This window comes from Inquilinus ginsengisoli, assembly GCF_050434925.1.
Classification (GTDB): Bacteria; Pseudomonadota; Alphaproteobacteria; order DSM-16000; family Inquilinaceae; genus Inquilinus; species Inquilinus ginsengisoli_B.
Genome location: NZ_JBNDJK010000001.1, coordinates 5,867,437 through 5,889,216, shown reverse-complemented (window position 1 = coordinate 5,889,216; position 21,780 = coordinate 5,867,437). Strand labels below are relative to the sequence as shown.

At 69.0% G+C, this 21,780-nt stretch carries 17 protein-coding genes and 1 pseudogene; 9 read left to right on the top strand and 9 right to left on the bottom strand.

The window, feature by feature from the left end; translation table 11 throughout:
• Nucleotides 1-18 precede the first annotated feature (18 nt).
• Nucleotides 19-1,791 carry a diguanylate cyclase domain-containing protein gene (locus QFZ27_RS28165; protein ID WP_429232503.1) on the top strand — a complete coding sequence of 591 codons (1,773 nt, stop codon included), beginning with the start codon at nt 19-21 and terminating at the stop codon, nt 1,789-1,791.
• 11 nt (nt 1,792-1,802) lie between these two features.
• Here QFZ27_RS28165 and zigA read toward each other — a convergent pair whose 3' ends face one another.
• Both zigA and QFZ27_RS28155 read right to left on the bottom strand, forming a co-directional pair.
• Nucleotides 1,803-3,017 carry a zinc metallochaperone GTPase ZigA gene (zigA, locus tag QFZ27_RS28160; protein ID WP_429232502.1) on the bottom strand — a complete coding sequence of 405 codons (1,215 nt, stop codon included), beginning with the start codon at nt 3,015-3,017 and terminating at the stop codon, nt 1,803-1,805.
• A 129-nt stretch (nt 3,018-3,146) separates the two neighbouring features.
• Entirely contained in the window at nt 3,147-3,443 is a 297-nt protein-coding gene (locus QFZ27_RS28155) for a DUF1272 domain-containing protein (protein ID WP_429229765.1), read from the bottom strand.
• Nucleotides 3,444-3,630: 187 nt separating this feature from the next.
• On the opposite strand from QFZ27_RS28155, the gene QFZ27_RS28150 reads away from it, so the two are divergent.
• Nucleotides 3,631-4,164, top strand: a complete 534-nt coding sequence (locus QFZ27_RS28150; RefSeq protein ID WP_429229764.1) for an AP2/ERF family transcription factor — start codon at nt 3,631-3,633, stop codon at nt 4,162-4,164.
• Here QFZ27_RS28150 and QFZ27_RS28145 read toward each other — a convergent pair.
• The gene (locus QFZ27_RS28145; protein ID WP_429229763.1) at nt 4,161-5,531 is read right to left on the bottom strand and encodes a glutamine synthetase family protein; all 1,371 of its coding nucleotides are present in this window, start codon (nt 5,529-5,531) and stop codon (nt 4,161-4,163) included. The two genes, QFZ27_RS28150 and QFZ27_RS28145, sit on opposite strands and share 4 nt — an antisense overlap.
• Nucleotides 5,532-5,716: 185 nt before the next feature.
• Between QFZ27_RS28145 and QFZ27_RS28140 the strand changes: the two are divergent.
• The 3 genes and pseudogenes from QFZ27_RS28140 (at nt 5,717) to QFZ27_RS28130 (ending at nt 9,262) form a co-directional block, all read left to right on the top strand.
• Nucleotides 5,717-7,058: pseudogene (locus tag QFZ27_RS28140) on the top strand (glutamine synthetase family protein).
• A 61-nt stretch (nt 7,059-7,119) separates the two neighbouring features.
• Nucleotides 7,120-8,079 (top strand): agmatinase, encoded by a 960-nt coding sequence (gene speB / locus QFZ27_RS28135; protein WP_429229762.1) that lies wholly within the window; start codon nt 7,120-7,122, stop codon nt 8,077-8,079.
• Nucleotides 8,080-8,251: 172 nt separating this feature from the next.
• Entirely contained in the window at nt 8,252-9,262 is a 1,011-nt protein-coding gene (locus QFZ27_RS28130; RefSeq protein WP_429229761.1) for an LLM class flavin-dependent oxidoreductase, read from the top strand.
• Between the two features lie 19 nt (nt 9,263-9,281).
• Here the strand turns inward: QFZ27_RS28130 and map are convergent, their stop codons facing one another.
• Nucleotides 9,282-10,052, bottom strand: a complete 771-nt coding sequence (map, locus tag QFZ27_RS28125; RefSeq protein ID WP_429229760.1) for a type I methionyl aminopeptidase — start codon at nt 10,050-10,052, stop codon at nt 9,282-9,284.
• Entirely contained in the window at nt 10,049-10,189 is a 141-nt protein-coding gene (locus tag QFZ27_RS28120) for a TA system antitoxin ParD family protein (RefSeq protein WP_429232501.1), read from the bottom strand. The genes map and QFZ27_RS28120 overlap by 4 nt, the downstream gene beginning before the upstream one ends.
• Nucleotides 10,190-10,461: 272 nt before the next feature.
• On the opposite strand from QFZ27_RS28120, the gene QFZ27_RS28115 reads away from it, so the two are divergent.
• Nucleotides 10,462-11,715 carry an Hsp70 family protein gene (locus QFZ27_RS28115; RefSeq protein WP_429229759.1) on the top strand — a complete coding sequence of 418 codons (1,254 nt, stop codon included), beginning with the start codon at nt 10,462-10,464 and terminating at the stop codon, nt 11,713-11,715.
• A 157-nt stretch (nt 11,716-11,872) separates the two neighbouring features.
• Here the strand turns inward: QFZ27_RS28115 and QFZ27_RS28110 are convergent, their stop codons facing one another.
• The 4 genes from QFZ27_RS28110 to QFZ27_RS28095 all read right to left on the bottom strand — a co-directional run bounded on the left by QFZ27_RS28110 (nt 11,873) and on the right by QFZ27_RS28095 (nt 17,839).
• Complete coding sequence (locus tag QFZ27_RS28110) at nt 11,873-12,448, bottom strand: cytochrome b (RefSeq protein WP_429229758.1); 576 nt, start codon at nt 12,446-12,448, stop codon at nt 11,873-11,875.
• Nucleotides 12,445-15,633 carry an efflux RND transporter permease subunit gene (locus tag QFZ27_RS28105; protein ID WP_429229757.1) on the bottom strand — a complete coding sequence of 1,063 codons (3,189 nt, stop codon included), beginning with the start codon at nt 15,631-15,633 and terminating at the stop codon, nt 12,445-12,447. The genes QFZ27_RS28110 and QFZ27_RS28105 overlap by 4 nt, the downstream gene beginning before the upstream one ends.
• 2 nt (nt 15,634-15,635) lie before the next feature.
• On the bottom strand, nt 15,636-16,820 hold the full coding sequence (locus tag QFZ27_RS28100) for an efflux RND transporter periplasmic adaptor subunit (RefSeq protein ID WP_429229756.1): 1,185 nt from the start codon (nt 16,818-16,820) through the stop codon (nt 15,636-15,638).
• Nucleotides 16,821-16,981: 161 nt separating this feature from the next.
• On the bottom strand, nt 16,982-17,839 hold the full coding sequence (locus QFZ27_RS28095) for a hypothetical protein (protein WP_429229755.1): 858 nt from the start codon (nt 17,837-17,839) through the stop codon (nt 16,982-16,984).
• Nucleotides 17,840-17,935: 96 nt separating this feature from the next.
• Here QFZ27_RS28095 and QFZ27_RS28090 point away from each other — a divergent pair, with 96 nt between their 5' ends.
• The 3 genes from QFZ27_RS28090 to QFZ27_RS28080 all read left to right on the top strand — a co-directional run bounded on the left by QFZ27_RS28090 (nt 17,936) and on the right by QFZ27_RS28080 (nt 21,717).
• A complete protein-coding gene (locus QFZ27_RS28090; RefSeq protein ID WP_429229754.1) occupies nt 17,936-18,787 on the top strand; it encodes a phosphodiester glycosidase family protein in 852 nt (283 codons plus the stop codon).
• 225 nt (nt 18,788-19,012) lie between these two features.
• The gene (locus QFZ27_RS28085; RefSeq protein WP_429229753.1) at nt 19,013-20,398 is read left to right on the top strand and encodes an aspartate aminotransferase family protein; all 1,386 of its coding nucleotides are present in this window, start codon (nt 19,013-19,015) and stop codon (nt 20,396-20,398) included.
• Between the two features lie 221 nt (nt 20,399-20,619).
• Nucleotides 20,620-21,717, top strand: coding sequence for a polyamine ABC transporter substrate-binding protein (locus QFZ27_RS28080; protein WP_429229752.1), 1,098 nt, complete (start codon nt 20,620-20,622; stop codon nt 21,715-21,717).
• The last annotated feature ends 63 nt before the right edge of the window (nt 21,718-21,780 follow it).

The following is a 21,780-nucleotide window of genomic DNA, read 5'->3' as shown; positions in this document are numbered from 1 at the left end:
TGGCTCTTGCCGGTGCGCATGCAGATTCGCGAGGTGGTGGAGGCGGCGGTCCTGACCTTCGTCCTGGCGGTGCTCGGCATCGCCACCCGGGGGCTGGAGCCGCTCGCCCTGTTCTGGCCGGCGAACGGTGCCTTGATCGGCTGGTTCCTGCGCCGCTCCACCCGCCGCAGCCCGCTGTGCTGGGCTGCGGTGACCCTGGCCTTCGTCGCGGCCGACCTGTGCTATGGGCGCGACCTTGGTCTCGCGGCAGTGCTGCTGCTGTCCAATCTCGCCGAGATCGCGGCGGGGCTGGTCGCGCTGGCGCCGCTGCGGCTGGAGGGCAGGGACCTCTCCCATCCCACCGCCGTGCTGCGCGTCGGCATCGCCTGCGTCCTGGCGGCCCTGGCCGGGGGGATCGTCTCGGCGCTCGGCTTCGCCTTGCTCGGCGACCCGGCGATCCTGCTGAACATCGGGACCTGGTGGATGTCCGAGATCGCCGCCCTGGCGGCGGTGCTGCCGCTGGCGCTGACCCTGCCGTCGCGGCCATGGCCGGCTGGTTGGCTCTCTCGCATCATCCGCCAGGACCTGCCGGAGCTGGCGGGTCCCCTGGTCCTGCTCGTCCTGATGGCGGCGCTGGGCGTGGCCACCGGCGGCATCGGCACCACCGGATACCTGCTGCTGCCCCTGATCTGGTCGGCGATGCGATGCGGCATCTTCGCGACCACGGTCATGGCGGCGCTGGTCGGGCTGTGGATCTTCGCGGCCCTGGGTCTCGGCCTCGACCGGCTGCCATCGCAGACGCTGGCCGAGGACCCGCTGCGGATCCTGCTGTCGACCCGGCTCTCCGTCGCCCTGATCTCCCTGGCCGCCGTCCTGGTCGCCAGCATCATGGCGACGCGCCGCCGGATCGAGCTGCGCCTGGCCGAGAGCGAGAACCGGCTGGCCCTGGCCTTCGAGGGCACCAATGACGGTGTCTGGGACCTGGAGGTGCCGTCCCGCCAGCTCTCCGCCTACGATGCCGATCTGCTGGCGGCGCGGACCGATGTGAAGCCGCGACGGCCGCTCGATGACTGGCTGCCCAGGATCCATCCGGCGGACCGGGAGCGGGTCCTGGCGGCGCTGGAGGACCATATCGCCGGCCGGACCCCGACCTGCGTCGCCGAGTATCGCTGGCCCGCTCCGGGCGGCTGGATCTGGCTGCTGGCGCGGGGGCGGACGGTGGAGCGCGACGACGCCGGGCGGCCGCTCCGCATCGTCGGCTCCTACATGGACGTCTCGGCCCGCAAGGCGCTGGAGCAGAAGATCGAGTACATGGCCAATCACGACGCGTTGACCGGTCTGGCAAACCGGCACGCACTCGACGCCGCGCTGCGCGGCCGGATCGCGGATTATCATCGCCGATCGGCGGGCGCCGTGCTGATGGTGATCGATCTCGACGGCTTCAAGGCGGTCAATGACGGGCACGGTCACCTGGCCGGCGACACCGTGCTGCGCGCGCTGGCGCGGCGCCTGGCCGAGACACTGCCGGACGGCATGACGCCGGTGCGGACCGGGGGCGACGAATTCGCCGTGATCGGCGACGAGCTGGGCGCCGGGGAGGTCGAGGCCCTTGCCGACCGGCTCGGGAAGGTCTTGGCGGCCCCGATCGCCATGGGCGCAGGCACGGTCTCTGTCGGCGCCAGCATCGGCTGGGCGTTCCTGCCCCGGGATGCCGAGGACGAGCACGGGCTGGCCGCCGTGGCCGACGCCCGGCTCTATGCCGCGAAGCAACGACTCCGGCAGCCGGAGCCGCCGTCGCGGGCCTCGGCCTAGGGTCCGCCCGGCTAGGCCGCGCGGCGCCAGGCCGGGAAGGGATCGGGCAGGTCGGCCCAGCCGGTCGGGTCGAAGCCGGCCGCGGCCGACGGGTCGAGCAGGCAGGCGTCGAGATCGCGCCGGATTGCCGCCTGGTCCATGCCGATGCCGATGAACACCAGCTCCTGCCTCCGGTCGCCGAACACCGGGTCCCAGCGGGCCTCGATCGCGCCGAGCATCTCGGGGTCCTGAGGCCAGCGCTCCCGTGGCACTGCCGCCCACCAGAAGCCGATCGCCTCGTGCCGCAGGAAGGCCCCGGCCTGGCTCATCTCGCCGACCCAGCGTGGCCGGGTCGCCAGCCAGAAATGCCCCTTGGAACGGATCACACCGGGCCAGGGCCGCTGGAAGGCAGCGTGCAGCCGGGCCGGGTGGAACGGGTGGCGGGCCCGGTAGACGAAGCTCTCGACGCCGTATTCCAGCGTCTCCGGCTTGTGGTCCGCGAACTGGTACAGCTCCTTGAACCAGAGCGGATGCTCGCGGGCACGCTCGAAGTCGAAGCGGCCGGTGCCGAGGATCGAGTCGAGTGGGACTGTGCCGAAATTCGCCTCGACGATCGCCGCCTCCGGATTCAGCCCGGCGACGATGCGGCGGACCATCCGCCGCTGCTCCGGCGTCGCGGTGTCGATCTTGTTGATCACCACCACGTCGGCGAACTCGATCTGGTCGACCAGCAGGTCGACCAGGGTGCGGCCGTCACCGTCGCCGGCGGTCTCGCCCCGGTCCTGGAGGAAGTCGGTCGAGCCGAAATCGGCCAGCAGGTTGGCGGCGTCGACCACCGTCACCATGGTGTCGATGCGGGCGACGTCGCCCAGCGAGGCGCCCTCCTCGTCGCGGAAGTCGAAGGTCGCGGCCACCGGGAGCGGCTCGGAGATGCCGGTCGATTCGATCACCAGGCAGTCGAAGCGGCCCTGCTCGGCCAGGTGGCGGACCTCGCGCAGCAGGTCGTCGCGCAAAGTGCAGCAGATGCAGCCATTGGTCATCTCGACCAGGGTCTCGCTGGTGCGGCTGAGATCGGCGCCGCCGGCGCGGACCAGGTCGGCGTCGATGTTCACCTCGCTCATGTCGTTGACGATGACCGCGACCCGGCGACCCTCGCGGTTGCGCAGGATGTGGTTCAGCAGTGTCGTCTTGCCGGCGCCGAGGAAGCCGGACAGGACGGTGACGGGGAGACGGGCGTCCAGCTGCATGGTCACGACACCCACCGGCGCAGGGCGGGGGCGATCGGTTCGGCGGTGTGGTGCTGCTGGTCTGGCATGACTCTCGTCCGATGATTTAATGTTATATCATAACATTCAAAATCCAAACGCAAGCCTTCTTCAGCGACGCAGCAAGCCGCGATCCGGATCGGCCGGCCCGAGCTCAGCCGCCAGCGGGCGGCCGGCATCCCTGCGGTTTGAACACGCGGGCGGTCGGGGCCGGGTGGCGGGCCAACGCCGCCGGCGGCCGGATCGGCGCGGGGCAAAGCCGCCGCCGCAGTTCGGGCAGCGGCCGCCCAGCACCGTCCCGGCACAGCTCGCACAGAAGGTGCATTCGAAGCTGCAGATCATTGCCTCGCGCGAGTCGGGCGGCAGATCCTTGTCGCAGCATTCGCAGTTCGGTCGCAGCTCCAGCATTCGCTTGTCCTCGAAGGATTCCGGCCGGGAGTCCCGCCCTGGCGGCGGATGCCGCACCGCCGGAAATCATACAAATGGTTAATGCCTCGACAACTGCTGCAAAAGCGGGGCGCGCTGTGTCAATATCCCCTTGACCAACATGGAGATCTCGATGCGCGTCAGCCGAATTGACAACCCCGCAAAGCGAATGCTTGGTTGGCTCGTGCGGTATTCGGTCGCCGGGCGGCACACGCGCAAATTTTTCTCAGATCTGGCCTACGGCGGATCCTCGAAGAAGGCGAAGGCCGCCGCCGAGGCCTTCGCGCTGGAGCATCTGCCCGATCATCAGGAGATCCGGTCGCTGCGGACCCGGCTGCTGCCGCGCCGGAACACGCCGCACGGGATCCCGGGGGTCGCGCGCTATGTCCGCCCCGGCGGGACATCCGCCTTCTGGACCGCTTATTGGACCCAGGACGGCGTGCGCCGGCAGAAGAAGTATTCGATCACCCAGCTGGGCGAGCACGAGGCGCGGGAACTGGCCTTCGCCACCCGCGCGGAGATGACCGCGGGCAATGAGGAGCGGCTGGCGGAGCTGCTCGAGATCTATGTGCACGCCCGCAAGACCGCTGCGGCCAAACGGCAGCGCCGGCAGGTCGAAGAGCCGGCGGCCGCCCCGCCGGAGACGCCGAAGCGGCGGCCCCGGCCGGCGGCAGCCAGCCAGGAGCGCCGCAGCCGGGCCTAGACCTTGCTCAGGTACCAGTCGTATTCGAGCTGGCTGATCTGGGAGAAGAACTTGTCCCGCTCGGCCCATTTCAGGGCCAGATAAACGTCGAGGAAGCGGCGGCCGAAATACTCGTTGAAGAAGGCCGAGCCGTCGAGCTGCTCCAGCGCCACGATCCAGGACGAGGTCAGGGTGGGCTCGATCTTGGCATAGGCGTTGCCCTGGATCGGCGGGCCTGGATCGATCTGCCGCCTGATGCCGTGATGCGCCCCGGCCAACACCGCCGCGACCACCAGATAGGGGTTGCTGTCGGCGCCGGCAACGCGGTGCTCGACCCGACGGTCCTTCGGCTTGCCCGGCGGAATGCGCAGCGAGACGCTGCGGTTGTTGGCGGCCCAGGTCGGGGCATGCGGCACGTAGGAATTCGGCTGGAACCGGCGGAAGGCGTTCTGGTTCTGGGCGAACACCGCCATGCCGTCGGCCATGGTGACGCCGAGGCCGCCGATCGCGTGCCGCAGCATCGGGGTGCCGTGCGGATCCTCGGCGGCGAACAGGTTCACGCCGTCGGCATCCAGCAGGCTCATATGGATGTGGAAGCCGCTGCCGGCCTGGTCCGGGTAGGGCTTGGCCATGAAGGTGGCCTCGACCCCATGCTTGGCCGCGACCGACTTGACCACGCGCTTGAACAGCACGGCGTCGTCGCAGGCCTCCAGCGGGTCGTCGACATGGCGCAGATTGATCTCGTACTGCCCGGGGGCGTATTCCGAGACCAGGCTGTCGACCGGAATACCCTGCGCCACGCAGGTGTCGTAAATCTCGTGCAGCAGGTCGTTGAAATCGTACAGCTCGTCGATGCCGTAGACCTGGGTGGTGTCCTGGCGCTTGCCGCTGATCGGCGACACCGGCGGCCGCGGCCGGCCGTCGTCGCCGCGCTTGCGGTCGACCAGGTAGAACTCCAGCTCCACCGCCACCACCGGGTGCAGCCCGTCGTCGCGCAGGCGCTGGACGATTTTGGCCAGGACGGTGCGCGGATCGGCGAAGAAGGGGGAGCCGTCGAGGTCCTGCATCGCGAGCAGCACCTGACCCGTCGGGCGCGACAGCCATGGCACCGGGTCGAGCGTGTGCGGGACGGGGAAGCAGTCGCGGTCTGCGTCGCCGTCGGCGAAGCCGAGGCCGGTCTCTTCGACCGTTTCCCCGGTGATGTCGGTGGCGAAGAGGGAGCCGGGGAAGGTCAGGCCGTCGCGGAAGATCTTGTCGAGCGCGCTGACCGGGACCTTCTTGCCGCGCAGGACGCCGCACATGTCGCAGACCAGGGCGTCGATGTGGGTGATGTCAGGAAATTGTGCGCGGAAATTGCTTACGATGTCGTTCGATGTGCGTTCATGCATTTGGTCACGCAATTGTTGCCGAGAAGCCTTCATCCTCGCAGCCGGCCTGGAAGTGTCAAGCCGGGCCGAGTCGGAGCGGCCATGCGGCGCCCGTTTCCGCTTCCCACCCCCCCGGGGGGCTCGGCTATGGTGAACCGGCTGAAACGAGAAGCGGGGTCCGCCTAAAGGGGCAGGATCATGATTGTATGCAAAAACTGGAAGACTTCATTCACGACCATGGCGTGACCGAAGTCGAGTGCCTGGTTCCCGACATCAACGGGATTGCCCGGGGTAAAATTCTACCGGACGACAAATTCATCAAGGGCCTGAAGACCCGCGGGATGCGGATCCCGGAATCGATCTTCATGCAGACGGTGACCGGGGACTACCCCGATGACGACGTCACCAATGCGGCCGATATCGACATCTACATGGTGCCCGACCCGGAGACGATCCGGATGGTGCCGTGGTACGAGGAGCCGACGGCGCAGGTGATCTGCGACGCGGAATATGTCGACGGCAGCCCCTGCGAGCTGTCCTGCCGCCATGTGCTGAGGCGCGTGCTGAAGCTGTACGAGGCGAAGGGTTGGAAGCCGCTGGTGGCGCCCGAGCTCGAATTCTACCTGGTGAAGAAGAACATCGACCCCGACTACCCGCTGGAACCGCCGATCGGCCGGTCCGGCCGGCCGGAGACCGGGCGCCAGTCCTACGGCATCGACGCGGTCAACGAATTCGACCCGATCTTCGAGGAGATCTACGACCATTGCGAGGCGATGGGCCTCGACGTCGACACGCTGGCGCATGAGGCCGGCGCGGCGCAGATCGAGATCAACTTCAACCATGGCGACGCGCTCGAGCTGGCCGACCAGGTTCTGATCTTCAAGCGCACGGTGCGCGAGACGGCGATGCGCCACGACGTCTACGCCACCTTCATGGCCAAGCCGCTGCAGAACGAGCCCGGCAGCGCCATGCATCTGCACCAGAGCGTGAACGACGCCAAGACGGGCCGGAACCTGTTCGCCACCGAGGATGGCGGGAACAGCGACCTGTTCCTGTCCTACATCGCCGGCCTGCAGAAGTTCGTGCCGGCGGCGATGCCGCTGTTCGCGCCGAATGTGAACTCCTATCGCCGCCTCGACCCCGAGAGCGACGCGCCGATCAACGTCCATTGGGGCATGGACAACCGCACGGTCGGCTTCCGGCGTGCCGATCGACGAGCCGCAGGCCAAGCGGGTCGAGAACCGGGTCGCCGGCGCCGACTGCAACCCGTACTTGATGTTCGCGGCCTCGCTGGCCTGCGGCTATCTCGGCATCGTCAACGAGATGCAGCCGTCGAACCCGGTCGAGGGCTCGGCCAAGCGCCTGGCCTTCACCCTGCCGCGCCACCTCTATGACAGCCTCAACAAGTTCTCCGCCTCGCGCCCGCTGCGCGAGGTGCTGGGCGAGAAGCTGGTCGATGCGGTGTGGTGGGTGAAGAACAAGGAGTACGACGCCTATCACCGCGTCATCAGCTCCTGGGAGCGCGAGAACCTGCTGCTGAACGTCTGAGCCGGATCGCCCGCCCCGGACCAGCGCCGGGGCGGGCCACCGGATGAAGGGGGAGGGGAGCTTGGTCGGCAAGTTCGAGCCGTTGGATTCCGGCCAGGTGCCGCGCTTCGCCGGCATCCCGACCTTCATGCGCCTGCCGGTGGCGACGCCTGCCGAGGTCGACATCGCCCTGGTCGGCGTGCCGTTCGACGGTGGCGTCACCAACCGCGCCGGGGCCCGGCACGGCCCGCGCGAGCTGCGCAATCAGTCCAGCCTGATGCGCCGCGTGCACCATGTCACCGGCGTCTCGCCCTACGACCTGGTGCGGATCGGCGATTGCGGCGACGCGCCGGTCGACCCGATCAACCTGGCCAAGTCGCTGGAGTCGATCGCCGGCTTCTATGCCGATCTGCACGAGGCCGGCGCGGTGCCGGTCTCGGCCGGCGGCGACCATCTGGTGTCGCTGCCGATCCTGCGCGGCATCGCCGCCGGCGGCCCGGTCGGGCTGATCCAGTTCGACGCCCATTCCGACACGTATGACAGCTTCTTCGGCAACCCCTACAACCATGGCACGCCGTTCCGCCGGGCGATCGAGGAGGGGCTGGTCGACCCGAAGCGGATGGTCCAGATCGGGCTGCGCGGCTCGATCTCAGACGCCGGCAACTACGACTTCGCCAAGGCCTGCGGCATCCGCATGGTCTTCATCGAGGAGTTCGACCGCCGCGGCCCCGACGACGTGATGGACGAGGCGCTGGAGATCCTCGGCGCCGGGCCCGTCTACGCGACCTTCGACATCGACGCTCTCGACCCCTCGATGGCTCCGGGCACCGGCACGCCGGAGATCGGCGGCATCACCACCCGCGAGGCCCAGCGCATGGTGCGCCGCCTGGCCGGGCTGGACCTGATCGGGGCCGATCTGGTCGAGGTCGCGCCGCCCTTCGACCCGTCCGGCCTCACCGCCGTGACCGGGGCGACCCTGATGTTCGAGCTGCTCTGCGCCGTCGCGCCGGGCGTGGCCGCGCGCCGCGGGGCGCGCACCTGACGGGTTCGGCGTCAAACGGCGATCGCGGATCTCCGCGCCTGGCCCGAGTCTCGCGGCTGTCCACGGCCGATCGGCGTTCGTGGCGGATGACCGCCATGCGGCCGGCGCAGCCATGCTGGGTCGCCTCGCGCCTTGAACCGGAGCCGCGGCCGCCAAAGTTCAGGAGATGACATTGCCGCTCTCGGTCCTCGACCTCGCGCCGATCGCCTCCGGCTCCCAGCCCGGCCAGGCCGTCCGCAACTCGCTCGATCTCGCCCGGCTGACCGATCGGCTGGGCTTCACCCGCTACTGGGTGGCCGAGCACCACTCGATCCCCGGCGTGGCCTCGACCGCGCCGGAGGTGCTGATCGGCCATGTCGCCCAGGTGACGCAGCGGATCCGCGTCGGCTCCGGCGGGGTGATGCTGCCGAACCATGCGCCGCTGCGCGTGGTCGAGGCGTTCAAGATGCTGGAATCGCTGCATCCCGGCCGGATCGACCTCGGCCTCGGCCGCGCCCCGGGCTCGGACCAGCTGACGGCGCTGGCGATGCGGCGGTCGCAGGAGGCCGTCGTCGCCAACGACTTCCCCGAGCAATATGCCGAGCTGCGCGCCTTCGCCGACGGCACCTTCCCGGCGGACCATGCCTTCCGCAATGTCCACGCGGTGCCGGAGGATGTGCCGCTGCCGCCGGTCTGGATGCTCGGCTCCAGCGAGTTCGGTGCCCGCTTCGCCGCCCGGATCGGCTGCGGCTTCGCCTTCGCCCATCATTTCAGCCCGCAATACACGATGCCGGCGATGCATCTGTACCGCGCCAACTTCCAGCCCTCGCCGGCGATGCGGGAGCCACATTCGATCCTGACCGTCTCGGTCTACTGCGCCGAGGATGCGGCGGAGGCGGAGCGGCTGGCGGCGCCGCACCAACTGTCCTGGGTACGGCTGCGCACCAACCGCCCGGGCCTGCTGCCGAGCCCGGAAGAGGCGCTGTCCTACCCCTATACGGCGGAGGAGAGGCGCGTCGCCGAGAACTCGCGCCGCAACCAGATCGTCGGCACGCCGGAGACGGTGAAGGCCGAGATCGAGCGCCTGGCGGGCGAGACCCTGGCCAGCGAGGTGATGATCACCAGCATGATCCACGACCACGCCGCCCGGCTGCGCAGCTACGAGCTGGTGGCGCAGGCGTTCGGGCTGCCGGCCGCGGGGTGAGCCATGCGGCGGTTGCCGTTCACGCGGCAGGCCGTGCCTCGTCGGGGCGCAACGTCAGCACCCTGACGCCGTCATGCGTGACCGCGACCGTGTGCTCGAACTGCGCGGAAAGCGTCCCGTCCGCCGTGACGACGGTCCAGCCATCCTTCTCGGTCCGGACCGTCCTGCGCCCCCGGTTCAGCATGGGCTCGATCGTGAAGACCATGCCCTCGCGCAGCGTCAGGCCGGTCCCCGGCTTGCCGAAATGCAGCACTTGCGGCGCTTCGTGCATCTCGCGCCCGATGCCGTGGCCGCAATATTCGCGCACGACCGAATAGCCGTTCCGCCTGGCGTGCCGCTCGATGGCGTGGCCGATGTCGCCGAGCGTCGCGCCCGGGCGCACGACGTGGATGCCCTTCCACATGGCCTCATAGGTGGTGCGGACGAGCCGCCTTGCCGCGGGCGTCACCGTGCCGATGAGGAAGGTCTTGCTGGAATCGGCGATATAGCCCTTCTTCTCGAGTGTGATGTCGAAATTGACGATATCGCCGTCCCGCAGGACCTCGTCCGGCGACGGCACGCCGTGGCAGACGACCTCGTTTCTCGAGCTGTTCAGCACGAAGCCGTAGCCGTACTGGCCCTTGCTGGCGGGCCGCGCGCCGAGCCGGTCGACGATGAAGGATTCGACGAGGTCGTTGACCTGCAGGGTGCTCATCCCGGCGAGGGGCTGCCCGTCCAGATACGCGAACACCGATGCCAGCAGGCGCCCCGACTCCGCCAGCAGCTCGACCTCGGCCGGCGTCTTCGTCACGAGGCCGCGACCGCAACACCAGGGGCATCGACGCCAGCCGCCTTCAGCTCGCGCGCCATGAGCTCCTGGAAGGTAAGGCCCGGGTTCATCTCGCCGAGCATGCCGATCCTGATCCAGAACGCCGCCTGGGCGTTGATCGACCGCTAGGATGCCTTGCTCGCCCGGCGCAACTGCTCGTGCAGCTCATCCTCGATATTGACGATACCCACGAACGCCTCCGATTATATGATTCATATATAATTCATATAAACCTTCCGGAGGCGCGGCAAGGGCCTCTCCTCGGCTTGTCGTTCCGTCGCAGCCGTCGGGGAGGCCCTTGCGCCGTCCGGCCAGTCGCGCTACACCGCCGCCCCTTCACAGCCCCGTCCGACCGGACCCGGGGCTTTTCGCCGTTGGAGCGGAGGCGGAGATGGCGGTCTGCGGCCTGGATTTCGGCACCTCGAACTCGACCCTCGGCATCGTCGATGCGCAGGGCGCGCGGCTGCTGCCGCTCGAAGACTCGGCGACGGCGCTGCCCAGCGCGATCTGGTTCGACCTGGTCGGCGGCGCGCCGCGCTTCGGCCGTTCGGCCATCGACTCCTATGTCGAGACCCTGGACGGGCGGCTGATGCGTTCGATCAAGTCGGTGCTCGGCACGCCGCTGATCGAGGAGGACACCTGGGTCGGGCGCGAGCGCATCGGCTTCAAGCAGGTGATCGCGATCTTCCTGGCCGAGATGAAGGCGCGGGCCGAAGCCGCCTGCGGTCACGCGCTGGAGCGGGTGGTGCATGGCCGGCCGGTGCATTTCGTCGACGACGATGCCGCCGGCGACAGCAAAGCCCAGGACACGTTGCAGGGGATCGCGCGCGAGGCCGGCTTCGCCGAGGTGTCGTTCGAATACGAGCCGATCGCCGCCGCCCGCACCTACGAGGCCGGGCTGGACCGGGAGGAGGTGGCACTGATCGTCGACATCGGCGGCGGCACCTCCGACATCTCGATCGTCCGGCTGGGGCCGCAGCGCAAGACGCTGCCGGACCGCGCGGGCGACATCCTGGCCAATGACGGCATCCGGCTGGGCGGCACAGATGTCGATCGGCTGTTCAGCCTGGCCACGGTGATGCCGGCGCTGGGCCTCGGCACCAAGATGAAGCGCCAGGGCGCGGTGGCGCCCAGCCGCTATTTCCACATGCTGGCGACCTGGAGCCGGATCAACGCGCTCTACGCCCCCAAGGTGGTGGCGGAGGTGCGCGACGTGCGCCGCGAATCGCGCGCGCCGGAGAAGTTCGACCGGCTGCTGCGGGTGCTGGAGGGCAATCTCGGCCACAGCCTGGCGCTGCGGGTCGAGGCGGCGAAGATCGCGCTCGGCAGCCAGGATCCGACCGTGATCGACCTGCGCCTGGTCGAGCCCAAGCTGGGGTTGCGTGCCGGCCGCGCTGTGCTGGATGTGGCGATCGGCGACGCCGTCGGCCGGCTGTCGGCGCTGATCCGGCGCTGCATCCAGGCGGCCGGCCTGACGCCGGACCGGCTCGACGCCGTGTTCCTGACCGGTGGTTCCGCCCTGCTGCCGGCCTTCCGAGCCGCGGCGCTGGCCGAGGCGCCGGCCGCCCGGGTGGTGGAGGGCGACAGCTTTGGTGCGGTCGGGGTCGGCCTGGCCATCGAGGCGCGGCGCCGGTATGGGCCTTGAGGTTGAGGGTCGTTCCGGCGGTGACTCTCCGTTTCCTCTCCGCCATGGCGAGGAGCGAAGCGACGTGGCCATCCAGAGGGCCGGATGCGGGCGGCCCTGGATGGCCACGCCCCTTTGGGGCTGGCCATGACGGATCAATGTATCAGGGCTGGCGGAATCACCCGCGGGCCTGCTCCGGCAGCATCCGGTCCAGCGTGCCGTCGCGGCGGATGGCGACGTGCCAGACCGCGGCGGCGATGTGCAGCGCGACGAGGGCGTAGAGCGCCCATTGCCCGACCGAATGCACGGTGCTGCCGATCCGCCAGATGGCGTCGGTCGCCGGGGTCAGCAGCGGCACCTCGAACAGACCGAAATACGGGATGGCTCGGCCGCGACCGGCGGACATCAGGTAGCCGCTGATCGGCATCGCCAGCAGGACCAGATACAGCAGCCAGTGGCTTGCCATTGCCGCTGCAGCCTCCCAGGCCGCCCACCGCGCTGCGGGCGGCGGCGGATGGATCGCCCGCCAGACCAGCCGCACGGCGGTCAGGCCCAGGATCGTCAGCCCGACCGATTTGTGCAGCATGACGACGGTGGCGCGCGAGGCGTCGCCGTTCGGAAGGCTCTCCATCACCCAGGCCAGGACCAGAACGGCCAACATCAGCGCCGCCGAGACCCAATGCAGCCACTGCGCCGCGGCGGTGTAGCGCCCGGTGGCGGCCCGGGGAGCGGCGGTCATCAGATCCGTGCTCATTCACGGCCCTCCTGCAGCGACGGGGATAGGGCGGCGGCACCGCCGGAGAGGCGCCCCGCCGCTTGCTCGATCCCGCGGCAGGCGACGTAGAAGGCAGGGGTGAAGACCAGGCCGAAGGCGGTGACGCCGATCATTCCGAAGAACACCACCACGCCGAGCGACTGGCGCATCTCCGCCCCGGCGCCGGTGGCCAGCACCAGCGGCACGACGCCGAGGATGAAGGCCAGCGAGGTCATCACGATCGGCCGCAGCCGCACTCGCGCCGCCTCGATCGCGGCCGCGGCGCGGTCGGCCCCCGCGGCCTCGGCCTGGCGCGCGAATTCGACGATCAGGATCGCATTCTTGGCGGCCAGCCCGATCAGCACCACGAAGCCGATCTGCGCCAGGATGTTCACGTCCATGGCGGCGGCCAGCAGCCCGGTCAGCGCCGCCAGCAGGCACATCGGTACGATCAGGATCACCGATAGCGGCAGGGTCCAGCTTTCGTACAGTGCGGCCAGCAGCAAGAAGACGAACACCGCCGAGGCCGCGAAGACCAGCAGGACGCTGGTGCCGGCCAGCCGCTCCTGCAGCGCCACCTCGGTCCATTCGAAGCCGTAGCCCTCGGGCAGGGTCTCGGCCGCGATCTGTTCCATCCGGTCCAGCGCGGTGCCGGTCGACACCCCGGGCGCCGCGGCGCCCTGCACCTCGGCCGCGGGGTACAGGTTGTAGCGCGGGATGCGGTAGGCGCCGGCCCGCTCCTCGAAGGTCGCCACCGACCCGATCGGCGCCATGGCGCCGGAGTCGCTGCGGGTCTTCAGCCCCTCCAGCGCCGCCGGGTCCTGGCGGAACCGGGCATCGGCCTGGGCCCGGACCTGGAAGGTGCGGCCCAGCAGGTTGAAATCGTTCACATAGGCCGAGCCGAGATAGATCTCGAGGGTCTCGAACACACGGGAGGCGGGCACGCCCAGCATCTCCGCCTTCACCCGGTCGATATCGGCGTACAGCTTCGGCGTCGCCGTGTTGAACGGGCTGAAGACATTGGTGAAATCCGGCGACTGGCCGGCCGCGGCCACGACCAGCCGCACCGCCGCCTCCAGCTCCTCCGGCGTGCCGCCGGCCAGGTCCTCGACCATCAGCTTGAAGCCGCCGGTGTTGCCCATGCCGCGGACCGAGGGCGGCTTGATCGGCACCACCCGCGCCTCCGGCACGTCGGCCAGGCGGGCGGTCAAGTCGGCGATGATCCGGTCGACCGTCTCGCCGCGCGCCGCCCGCGCTCCGTAGGGATCGAGGATGGCGAAGACCACGCCGCTGTTCGACGCGTTGGTGAAGGTGGCGCCATCCAGCCCGGCGATGGCGACCGTGTGGGCCACGCCCGGGGTCGCGTCCAGCCGGTCGGAGACGGCCTTCATCGCGGCATCGGTGCGGGCCAGGGCGGCGCCGGGCGGCAGCTGCACCGCGGTCAGGAAATAGCCCTGGTCCATGACCGGGATGAAGCCGGTCGGCGCCCGGCTGAACTGCCAGCCGGTCAGGCCCAGCAACCCGGCATAGGTGGCCAGAACCAGCAGCCCGACGCGCAGCAGCCGGCGGGTCAGCCCGCCATAGCCGAGCGACAGCCGGTCGAAGCCTGCGTTGAAGCCGCGGGCACCGGCGGCCAAGCCCCGCAGCAGGATGTTGCGGGGCTTGGCCGCGTGGCTGTCATGGGACCGCAGCAGCAGGGCGCACAGCGCCGGGCTCAGCGTCAGCGACACGAAGGCGGAGATCGCCGTCGCCGCGGCGATGGTCACGGCGAACTGGCGGAAGAACCGGCCGGAGATGCCAGACATCATCGCGGCCGGGACGAACACCGCGCACAGCACAAGGGCGATGGCGATCAGCGCTCCGCTGATCTCCTCCATCGATTTGTGCGCCGCTTCTTTCGGCGACAGGCCGGCGCGCAGGTGCCGCTCGACGTTCTCGACCACGACGATGGCGTCGTCGACCACGATGCCGATGGCCAGCACCAGGCCGAGCAGGGACAGGTTGTTCAGCGAATAGCCGAGGCCGGCCATCACGGCGAAGGTGCCGATCAGCGAGATCGGGATCGCCAGGATCGGGATGATCGCCGCCCGCCAGCTGTGCAGGAACAGGATCACCACCAGCACGACCAAGGCGATCGCCTCGAGGATCGCCGTGTAGACCTCGCTGACGGATTCGGCGATGAACCGGGTCGGATTGAACGGGATGGCATATTCCACCCCGGCGGGCAGGTTGCGCCCCAGCTTCGCCATCGCCGCGACGACGCGGTCGGCCGTCTCCAGCGCGTTCGAGCCGGGCTGCTGGAACACCTGGATCGGCTGTGCACTGCGCCCGTCGAACAGGGCGCCGCCGCGGAAGCTCTGCGCCGTCAGTTCGACCCGGGCGACGTCGCGGATGCGGGTGACGCGGCCATCGGCGTCGGTCTTGACGATGATGTCTTCGAATTCGCCGGGGTCGGACAGGCGCCCCAGCGTCTCGACATTCAGCTCGAAGGCGCCGTCGGCCGATACCGGCGGCTGGTTCACCACGCCGGCCGCGACCTGCACGTTCTGGGCCCGCAGCGCCGCCAGAACCTCGCCGGCGGTCAGGTTGCGGGCGGCCACCGCGTCCGGGTCCAGCCACACCTGGATGGCGTAGTCGCGGGCCGTGGGCATGCGGACGTCGCCGACACCTTCGACCCGCAGCAGCGCGTCGCGGATCCGCAGCGTGGCATAGTTGGAGAGGTACAGCGGCGTGCGCGATCCGTCCGGCGAGAACAGCTGCACCACCAGCAGGACGTCCGGCGACGACTTCCGCACCGTCACGCCGAGGCGGCGAACCTCCTCCGGCAGCCGCGGTTCGGCCACCGCCAGCCGGTTCTGCACCAGCACCTGCGCGTCGTCGAGGTTGGTGCCGAGCGCGAAGGTGACCGTGATGCTGAGCTGGCCGTCGCCGGTAGCCTGCGAGGACATGTAGAGCATGTTCTCGACGCCGTTGATCTCCTGCTCGATCGGCACGGCCACGGTGCTGCTGACCACCTCCGCCGAGGCGCCGGGATACTGGGCGCGGACGACGACGGTCGGCGGCGTGATCTCCGGATACTGCGCCAGCGGCAACGTGACATAGCCGGCGATGCCGATCAGGACGATCAGGACCGAGAGCACGGTGGCCAGGATCGGCCGCTCGATGCAGAGATGGGGCAGGCGCATGGTCAGTTGACCATCGCGGTGGCGGCTGGTGCGATCTCGCCGGGCTGCGGCGCCACCTTCTGGCCGGCGCGGGCGCGCAGCAGGCCATTGATCACCACCCGGTCCTCCGGCCGCAGCCCGCTCTCGACCACGCGCAAGCCTCCCGGCTGGCGGGCGCCGAGTCGGACCGGCGTGGCCCGCAGCGTATCGTCCTCGGCCACTGTCAGGACGATGCGGCTGGCCTGGTCGGTCAGCAGCGCCGTCTCCGGCACCAGCAGGGCGTCGCGCTCGCCGGACGACGCCAGGCGCAGCCGGCCGAACTGCCCGGGGGTGATGAAGAGGTCGGCATTGGCCAGGACGGCACGGGCGCGGATGGTGCCGGCGCCGCTTTCCAGCCGGTTGTCGACGAAGCTCATCGTGCCCTGGTAGGGCCAGCCGTCATCGTCCTGCAGCCGCGCCTCGATCGGCACGTCCCGGTCCCGGATCGGCCGCAGCTCGCTCGACTTCGCCGCCCGCCCATAGGCGACGAAGTCGCGCTCGCTCATGTCGAAGACGAAGTAGATAGGGTCGAGCGCGACCACGGTCGTCAGCAGGGTGCCGGTGTCCGACACCAGGCTGCCGGCATCGACCCGCCGGTTCGACACGCGGCCGCTGATCGGCGCCTTGATCTCGGTGAAGTCCAGGTCCAGCTGGGCCCGCGTCAGCCCGGCCTGGGCCAGCTCGAAGGCGGCGTCGGCGGCCTGCTTCTGTTGCCGGCGCTGGTCCAGCGTGGAGCGCGAGACGGCGGAGGTGCCGGCCAACTGCTCGGCCCGGCGCAGCTCGAGATCAGACAGGTCGCGCTGCGCCCGGGCGCTGGACAGCTGGGCCTGCGCCTCGGCCACCGCGGCCTGATAGGGGCGGGGGTCAATGGCGAACAGGGTCTGGCCGGCCTGGACGATCTGGCCATCCTCGAAGCCGATCGACTGCAGGTAGCCGGAGACCCGGGCCCGGATCTCCACGCTCGCGGTCGGCTCGAACCGGCCCGCATATTCCCGCTGGTCGACGATCCGCCGCAGCAGCGGCGGCGACACGATTACGCTGGGGATCGGCCGTGCGGCTGCCGTCGTCGCCGCGGTGCTCCGCGACGCCTGCCAACCCAGCCCGGCCAGCCCGCCGGCCAGGGCCAGCGCCACAACCCCCGCCAACGTCCGAATCGCCGGGCGTCCCATGCCTCTCGCTCCTTATGGCCTGGGGCGCAGAGTGCGGGCCGGTTGTCTCAGAACTGTGTCGGGGCGGAACCGGGATTGTCGCGAATTGTCTCAGCGTTGCTGCATTGCACAATTCGATACGAAACGGGCCGGACGATGCGTCATCCGGCCCGTCGCGTCGGTCAGCTGCAGAAGTTCGGCTGGTACTGGTAGACCCACTGGGTCTTGGTGGTCGGGTTGGACGACACCCAGCCGGTCATGCCGCGGATGGTGTCGAACATCAGCTTCGAGCGCTGGTCGACCTTGGCGGTGAAATCGCCGTCCTTGTCCTCGACCTTGAACGACACCTCGGCGCTGGCGACGGTGGAGGACCCGTTGGCGTACCACAGCGTCAGGTCGAACTCGGCGTCCTGCTGGCCCAGGTCGCTCTGCGGCCCGTCATAGGTGCGCTCGGTGATCGACAGCGCGCCGACGATGCTCAGCGCTTCCTGGCTCGGCAGGTTCAGGTCCTCGGTCGGCGGGAACAGATCCACCACGTCGTCGAGGATGTTCAGATTCTTGGTGGCCGACAGCGGCTCGGTGGTGGAATGCGAGTAAACCCATTTGAACGGCGGGGTGATGTCCGCCTCCAACTTGGTCTCGGCGTCGTTATGGCTGCCGCTGACATCGGTGCTGGCGGCTGTCGACTGGCTGTCGGACCGGAACTTCAGGTTGATCTCGCGCTCGGTGCCCTCGACCCGCTCGCGGAAGCTGTAGCCCAGATTGTTCAGCCGGCAGGTGCCCGGCGAATCGTAGTAGCGGACGGTGCGGACCTTATCGACCGCGAAGCTGCCGTCGACGGTGCGGTCGAAGCCGGCCGCGGTCAGCTTGGTCCGCAGCTCGGACAGGAAGCTGTTGGCGGTGGCGACCGGCTGCGCCTGGAACTTTGCCGGATCGAGCAGGACCTTGTATTCCTTGCCCGTCAACGGGTCGGCGGCCTGCGCAGTCCCCGCGCCGGCCACCACGAGGCCGATCAGCCCGAGGCGAAGCCATGTCATCATTTGGTGCGAATCCCCCGGCATGAATGATGTGAACGCGCGGCAGGCTAGGCGATCTGTATGAAGCTGATATGTCACCGGTCCCATGATCGACGTCACATGGCGAGACTCCTTTCCGTGCTCGCGCTGCTGCTGACCGCCGCCTGCGGTGCGGCCGTGAGCACGCCCAAGCCCGCTGAGGTCGCCGAACCGGCGCCCGCGGCCCCGCTCACGCCCGCGCCGGGGTCTTCCTCTTTTGCGGCGCCGGAGGGCAGGGCTGCCGGCCAGCCGTGCCGGGCGGTGTCCTTCGAGGCGGTCGACTACACGGTCTGCGAGATCGACCTGCGCCGCTATCGCCTTGGTCTGTTCTTGGAGGACCGTGACGGCCGGCCCTACGGCTCGCTCTACGCCTTCAAGCGGGCGATGGCGGCGGCGGGCGATCCGCCGCTGGTGGCGATGAACGCTGGCATGTACCACCCGGACCTTTCGCCGGTCGGCCTGTTCGTCTCCGGCGGACGCGAGCTGCACCCGGCCAATGAGGCGGATGGCGACGGCAACTTTTTCATGAAGCCGAACGGCGTCTTCTATACTGACGGTGAGCGCGCCGGGATTCTGGAGACCGGAGCCTTTCTGCGCCAGGCCCCGGCCGCCGGCATCGCCACCCAGTCCGGGCCGTTGCTGGTGATCGACGGCACCCTGCATCCGCTGTTCAGCGATGACGGCCCGTCGCGTAAGACCCGCAACGGCATCGGAATCCGCGACGACCACACCGTGGTCTTCGCCATCTCGCGCGACGGGGTCAGCTTCGGCAGCTTCGCCCGGCTGTTCCGCGACGCCCTGGGCTGCCGCAACGCGCTCTATCTGGACGGCTCGGTCTCGGCCCTGTCGGCACCGGACGGGCTGTCGGTCGGCTGGGGCATCCGGGTCGGCCCGATCCTGGCCGTGTTCGACCGCAGCGCGCCGGTGAGCTGACGGCCCGAGTCGCTCGGCTAGTGACGCCGCGTGCCGGCAGCGATATGCTTGCGGCACCATGACACGGCCACGGCCCCATCGCAGTCGTCAATCGCGCAAGCAGCAGCTGATGCTGCTGTGCGCCCGGATCGGCTATAACCCGCCGCGCGCCTGACTTTGCTACTGGGTCGCCGAGGGAGGCGGCCCGATTTCCGCATTTTGTCCGGATTCACGCGAGGTCGCGTCATGAACAGTTTTGCCGCCAGCCGTACCACCGCCGAGTGGAAGGCGCTCGATACCGCCCATCACCTGCACCCATTCACCGACTACAAGTCGCTGGCAAGCGAGGGCGGCAGCCGCGTCATCACCCGCGCCGAGGGCGTCTGGCTGTGGGATTCCGAAGGCCGCCAGATGATCGACGGCATGGCCGGTCTGTGGTGCGTCAATGTCGGCTACGGCCGCAAGGAACTGGCCGACGTCGCCCATGAGCAGATGCTCGAGCTGCCCTTCTACAACACCTTCTTCAAGACCACGACGCCGGCCGCGGCCGAGCTGTCGCACAAGCTGGCCGAGATCACCCCCGCCGGCCTCAGCCGCGTCTTCTACGCCAACAGCGGGTCGGAGGCGAACGACACCATTGTCCGCATGGTCCGGCACTTCTGGGACCTGAAGGGCAAGCACCGCAAGAAGACCATCATCGGCCGGCAATACGGCTATCACGGCTCGACCATGGCCGCCGTGTCGCTGTGCGGCATGGGGGCGATGCACCGCCAGGCCGACCTGCCGTTCCCGGGCTTCCACCACGTCATGGCGCCCTACTGGTACGACAATGGCGGCGACCTCGAGCCGGAGGCCTTCGGCAAGATGGCCGCCAAGGCGGTCGAGGACCGAATCAAGGAGCTGGGCGCCGACAGCGTCGCCGCGGTGATCGCCGAGCCGATCCAGGGCGCCGGCGGCGTCATCATCCCGCCCGCCAGCTACTTCCCGGAGCTGCAGCGCATCTGCCGCGAGCACGACGTGCTGCTGATCGCCGACGAGGTGATCTGCGGCTTCGGCCGCACCGGCGAATGGTTCGGGTCGGACCTGTTTGGCATCAAGCCGGACCTGATGACCCTGGCCAAGGGCATCACCTCGGGCTACCTGCCGCTGTCCGCCGTCATGGTCGGCGACCGGGTGGCCGAGACGCTGATCGATGAGGGCGGCGAGTTCTACCACGGCTTCACCTATTCCGGGCACCCGGTGGCCTGCGCCGTGGCGCTGGCCAACATCCGGATCCTGGAGCGGGAAGGGCTGGTCGACCGCACCCGGACCGATATCGGCCCATACTTCCAGGACCGGCTGCGCGAGGCCTTCGCCGACCATCCGATCGTCGGCGAGGTGCGCGGCGTCGGCCTGATCGCGGCGATCGAGCTGGTCCAGGACAAGGCCACCCGCCAGCGCTTCCCGAACTATGGGTCGGTCGGCACCCAGTGCCGCAACCACTGCTTCGCCAACGACCTGGTGATGCGCGGGGTGCGCGACGCGATGGTGTTGTCGCCGCCGCTGGTGATCTCGCGCGACGAGGTCGACGAGCTGGTCCGCCGGGCCAAGCTCGCGATCGACGCCACGGCGCGGGATGTCGGCAAGATGTGACGGGCAGGGCGGCCATGATACGGCCGCCCTTCTTCATTCGGGATGGGGCAGGACGGGGTTGCAAATGTCATGATCGCAGGGCACAGGGAGGACGGTTCGAGCCCGTCTTGTGCACCGCGCCATCGCCGCGATTGACAGTTTTCCCAGCGGCGAGTTGCATTGAACAAGAAGGGGAGCCGGCTCGACGGGTCTCGAACAGATCACAGACAGGGAACGGTTACATGAAGCGTCTCGTGCAAAGCCTTCTCGCGACCGCCGCGCTGTGCGCCGTGGCGGTGCCGGCCGCGGCCCAGGAGAAGGTCGTCAACATCTACAACTGGTCGGACTATATCGGCGAGACCACGCTGGCCGACTTCACCAAGGCCACAGGCATCAAGACCGTCTACGACACCTATGACGGCAACGAGGCGCTGGAAGCCAAGCTGCTGACCGGCAATTCCGGCTACGACGTCGTCGTCCCCACGGCGCAGCCTTTCCTGTCGCGCCAAATCAAGGCCGGGGTGTATCTCGAGCTCGACAAGTCCAAGATCCCGAACTGGAAGAACCTCGACCCGGCGCTGATGAAGCTGGTCGAGACCGCCGATCCCGGCAACAAGCACGCCATCATCTACCAGTGGGGCACGGTCGGCATCGGCTACAATGTCGACCAGGTGAAGAAGCGCCTGGGCGACGCGACGCCGGACAGCATCGCCATGGTGCTGGACCCGGAGAACGCCAAGAAGCTGGCCGATTGCGGCATCACCATGCTGGACAGCCCGACCGACGTGCTGCCCTCGGTCCTGAACTATCTCGGCCTCGATCCCAACAGTCAGAAGCCTGAGGATCTGAAGAAGGCCGAAGACGCCCTGATGAAGGTCCGCCCCTATCTGAAGTACCTGCACTCGTCGCAGTACATCAACGATCTGGCGGGCGGCAATGTCTGCGTCTCCCTCGGCTGGTCCGGCGACGTCAATATCGCCAAGACCCGGGCCGACGAGGCGAAGAACGGCGTCACCATCGACTATTTCATCCCCAAGGAAGGGGCGCAGATCTGGTTCGACATGGCGGCGATTCCCAAGGACGCGCCGCATCCGGACGAGGCTTACGCCTATATCAATTTCCTGCTCGAGCCGAAGGTGATGGCCGGGATCGACGACTATGTCGGCTACGGCAACGCGGTGCTCGGCGCGAAGGAGCTGATGAACCCCGACATCGCCAACGATCCGCGCATCTTCCCGCCCGAGGACGTGATGAAGCGGCTGTTCGCGATCACCGAGGCGTCGTCCAGCTACGAACGACTGCGGACGCGGACCTGGACACGGTTCCGCACCGGCCAGTAGACAGCACGGCCGCCGCATCCCAGACCGGATGCGGCGGCCGTTCCAGTTTGGGGGACAGGGCCG

What these genes read in the sequence shown, in the direction of transcription:
- QFZ27_RS28165 (WP_429232503.1), top strand. Translation starts at nt 19, where the DNA reads ATGCAGATTCGCGAGGTGGTGGAGGCGGCGGTCCTGACCTTCGTCCTG.
- zigA (WP_429232502.1), bottom strand. Translation starts at nt 3,017, where the DNA reads ATGCAGCTGGACGCCCGTCTCCCCGTCACCGTCCTGTCCGGCTTCCTC.
- QFZ27_RS28155 (WP_429229765.1), bottom strand. Translation starts at nt 3,443, where the DNA reads ATGCTGGAGCTGCGACCGAACTGCGAATGCTGCGACAAGGATCTGCCG.
- QFZ27_RS28150 (WP_429229764.1), top strand. Translation starts at nt 3,631, where the DNA reads ATGCTTGGTTGGCTCGTGCGGTATTCGGTCGCCGGGCGGCACACGCGC.
- QFZ27_RS28145 (WP_429229763.1), bottom strand. Translation starts at nt 5,531, where the DNA reads ATGCATGAACGCACATCGAACGACATCGTAAGCAATTTCCGCGCACAA.
- QFZ27_RS28115 (WP_429229759.1), top strand. Translation starts at nt 10,462, where the DNA reads ATGGCGGTCTGCGGCCTGGATTTCGGCACCTCGAACTCGACCCTCGGC.
- QFZ27_RS28110 (WP_429229758.1), bottom strand. Translation starts at nt 12,448, where the DNA reads ATGAGCACGGATCTGATGACCGCCGCTCCCCGGGCCGCCACCGGGCGC.
- QFZ27_RS28105 (WP_429229757.1), bottom strand. Translation starts at nt 15,633, where the DNA reads ATGCGCCTGCCCCATCTCTGCATCGAGCGGCCGATCCTGGCCACCGTG.
- QFZ27_RS28100 (WP_429229756.1), bottom strand. Translation starts at nt 16,820, where the DNA reads ATGGGACGCCCGGCGATTCGGACGTTGGCGGGGGTTGTGGCGCTGGCC.
- QFZ27_RS28095 (WP_429229755.1), bottom strand. Translation starts at nt 17,839, where the DNA reads ATGATGACATGGCTTCGCCTCGGGCTGATCGGCCTCGTGGTGGCCGGC.
- QFZ27_RS28090 (WP_429229754.1), top strand. Translation starts at nt 17,936, where the DNA reads ATGGCGAGACTCCTTTCCGTGCTCGCGCTGCTGCTGACCGCCGCCTGC.
- QFZ27_RS28085 (WP_429229753.1), top strand. Translation starts at nt 19,013, where the DNA reads ATGAACAGTTTTGCCGCCAGCCGTACCACCGCCGAGTGGAAGGCGCTC.
- QFZ27_RS28080 (WP_429229752.1), top strand. Translation starts at nt 20,620, where the DNA reads ATGAAGCGTCTCGTGCAAAGCCTTCTCGCGACCGCCGCGCTGTGCGCC.